Consider the following 3,270-nt stretch of genomic DNA (forward strand, 5'->3'; position numbering starts at 1 on the left):
CAACGTCGACGGCGCGATCTCCTTCGTCGAGGCGAAGCTGACCGACGGGTGGCGCGTCGTCGTGATCGCGGCCGGTGGCGGTCTGGTCGACCGCGCACGCGACGTGCTCGCCGACCGCGGCCTGGCCGCCCGAGTGGTCGAGACGCTCGGCGATGCACCGGAGGGCGGCGTCGCGACGCTGGTCACCGGGTCCGTGGAAGCCGGCTTCCAGGTGGCGGAGGCGAAGCTCGCGGTCCTCACCGACAACGAGTTCTACGGCCGCACGATCGGCGGCGACCAGCGCGTGGTCAAGAAGCTCGCATCGCGCCGCAAGAACGTGGTCGACCCGCTGCAGCTCAAGCAGGGCGACTTCGTGGTACACGCCACCCACGGCATCGGCCGCTTCGTCGAGATGACCAAGCGCGAGGTGTCCACCGGCGGACGCAACGCCACGAAGTCCATCCGCGACTACCTCGTTCTCGAGTACGCGCCCTCCAAGCGCGGGTACCCCGGCGACAAGCTGTTCGTTCCGACGGATCAGCTCGACCTGCTCTCGAAGTACGTCGGTGGCGAGGCCCCCACGCTCTCGAAGATGGGCGGCAGCGACTGGTCGCAGGCCAAGGGCAAAGCACGCAAGGCCGTCCGCGACATCGCCGTCGAGCTCGTGAAGCTCTACTCCGCCCGGATGAGCGCGAAGGGCCACGCGTTCGGCCCCGACACCCCGTGGCAGCGCGAACTCGAAGAAGCCTTCCCGTTCGCCGAGACCCAGGACCAGTTGCAGACCATCGACGAGATCAAGGCCGACATGGAGCGGCCGATCCCGATGGACCGTCTGCTCTCGGGCGATGTGGGCTTCGGCAAGACCGAGGTCGCCGTCCGTGCCGCGTTCAAGGCGATCCAGGACGGCAAGCAGGTCGCCATGCTCGTGCCGACGACGCTGCTCGTGAAGCAGCACCTCGAGACGTTCACGGAGCGCTTCGCGGGCTTCCCGGTGAAGGTGCGGCCGCTGTCGCGCTTCCAGACCGACAAGGAGGCGCGCCTCACCCTGCAGGGCCTGCTGGAGGGCTCGGTCGACATGGTGATCGGCACCCACCGCATCCTCACCGATCAGGTGATCTTCAAGGACCTGGGCCTGATGATCATCGACGAGGAGCAGCGCTTCGGCGTCGAGCACAAGGACGCGCTCAAGAAGATGAAGACGAACGTCGACATCCTCGCTATGAGCGCGACCCCGATTCCGCGCACACTGGAGATGGCGGTCACCGGCATCCGCGAGATGTCGACCCTGGCGACGCCACCGGAGGACCGGCATCCGATCCTCTCGTTCGTCGGTCCCCGCAGCGACAAGCAGATGGCGGCGGCGATCCGACGCGAGATCCTGCGCGAAGGCCAGGTGTTCTTCGTGCACAACCGGGTGCAGTCGATCCAGCGGGTCGCGAGCGAGCTGGCCGAACTGGTGCCGGAGGCCAGGATCGCGGTCGCACACGGTCAGATGGCCGAGCACCAGCTCGAACAGGTCGTCGACGACTTCTGGGAGCGCAAGTTCGACGTGCTCGTGTCGACGACCATCATCGAGACCGGACTCGACATCGCGAACGCGAACACGATCATCATCGACCGCGCTGACAAGTACGGACTCAGCCAGCTGCACCAGCTGCGCGGCCGCGTCGGTCGTGGGCGAGAGCGCGCCTACGCCTATTTCCTGTACGACGAGATGAAGCCGCTGAGCGAGACTGCCGCCGACCGTCTGCAGACGATCGCGGTCAACAACGAACTCGGCTCGGGGATGCAGGTCGCGCTCAAGGACCTCGAGCTGCGTGGTGCGGGCAACATGCTCGGTGCCGAGCAGGCCGGTCATATCGCCGGCGTGGGCTTCGACCTGTACCTGCGCATGATCGGCGAGGCCGTGGCGACCTTCCGCGGCGACGAGGTCGAGACCGGGCAGGAGCTGCGGCTCGAGCTGCCCCTCGACGCGCGCATCCCCGAGTACTACATCGACAGTGAGCGGTTGCGCCTCGAGGCGTACCAGAAGCTCTCCGCCGCATCCGCTGCGACCGCGAAGGACGATGCCATCGACCTCGTCGTCGAAGAGCTCGTCGACCGCTATGGCACTCCGCCGGAAGAGGTCGAAGGGCTGCTGGCCGTCTCGCGCCTTCGTCGTCGTGCGGCACGGGCGGGGCTGACGGACGTCGTGGTGATGGGGTCGAACCTGCGCATCGCGCCCGCGCGGCTCGAGGACTCGATCAAGGTGCGGCTGCAGCGTCTGTACCCGAAGGCGAAGCTCGTCTCCGGGGGAGAGGCTCTGGTCGTGCCGATGCCCACGGTCCCTGCTGCAGTCGGCGTGGGGCTCGAACCCCTGCCCGATGCGCAACTGCTCGAGTGGGTCGGACAGCTGTTCACGGCGATCTTCCCCGAACCGGTCAAGGCCGAGTAGCGCGGGGCCCCGGGCCGCAGTACTAGTCTGGCCGCATGTTGTACGAGCACCTCGGGGCTCGCCCCCGCATCCATGACACCGCCGTCATCGCCCCCACCGCCGTCGTCTCCGGAGACGTGGAGATCGGGCCGGGCTGCCAGGTGCTGCACGGCGCCGTGATCACCGCCGAGGGAGGCGCGATCACCCTCGGTGAGCACGTCATCGTCATGGAGAACGCGCTCATCCGGGCGACTGCGGCGAACGCGGTGCACATCGGATCGCACACCCTGATCGGCACGCTGTCGAGCATCGCCGGTGCGACCGTGGGGGAGGAGACGTTCCTCGCCTCGGGGTCGCGGGTGTTCAACGGCTCTCTGATCGGATCGCGCTGCGAGGTGCGCGTCAACGCGATCGTGCTCCGCCGCGCGGTGCTGCCTGAGGGCACCGTCGTGCCGATCGGCTGGGTGGCCGTCGGCGACCCCGTGCAGCTGTTCTCGCCCGACCGGGAGGAGGAGATCGCGGCGGCGCAGCCCGACCTCGACTTCCCCGGGCACGTCTTCGGGGTCGACCGGGACACCCCCGACCTGATGGTGCAGCTGACGGAGCGCTACGGCAGCTCGCTGGCACGGCATGCGCAGGATGTGAGCCTCGACGCGCACCGCGGGCAGTCCCACGCATGACGGGCGACGTGGGCCTGGTCCGCCCCGCCGTCAGCACGGCCGACGCCACGCGTATCGCCCTCGACTGCTGGGGGATCGCGGCGACCGCGGAGGAGCTGGGCAGCAACCAGGATCGGAACTTCCTGCTCACCACGCAGGATGGGGCGAAGAGCGTGCTCAGGATCGACAACCCGGTGTTCGGCGATGACGAGCGCGAGG

General features: G+C 68.4%; 3 protein-coding genes. All 3 read left to right on the top strand.

What is annotated here, in order from left to right; genetic code table 11:
- Positions 1–2,413, top strand: a 2,413-nt coding sequence (mfd, locus tag DSP71_RS18085) for a transcription-repair coupling factor (protein ID WP_258546531.1), incomplete at its 5' end; no start/stop codon positions are given.
- Between the two features lie 35 nt (positions 2,414–2,448).
- A complete protein-coding gene (locus tag DSP71_RS18090) occupies positions 2,449–3,072 on the top strand; it encodes a gamma carbonic anhydrase family protein (RefSeq protein ID WP_046749654.1) in 624 nt (207 codons plus the stop codon).
- The coding region (locus DSP71_RS18095) for a hypothetical protein (protein WP_181800774.1) at positions 3,069–3,270 on the top strand (202 nt) is incomplete at its 3' end. The genes DSP71_RS18090 and DSP71_RS18095, both read left to right, overlap by 4 nt.

This window comes from Microbacterium sp. H6 (genome assembly GCF_003314775.1).
Classification (GTDB): Bacteria; Actinomycetota; Actinomycetes; order Actinomycetales; family Microbacteriaceae; genus Microbacterium; species Microbacterium oxydans.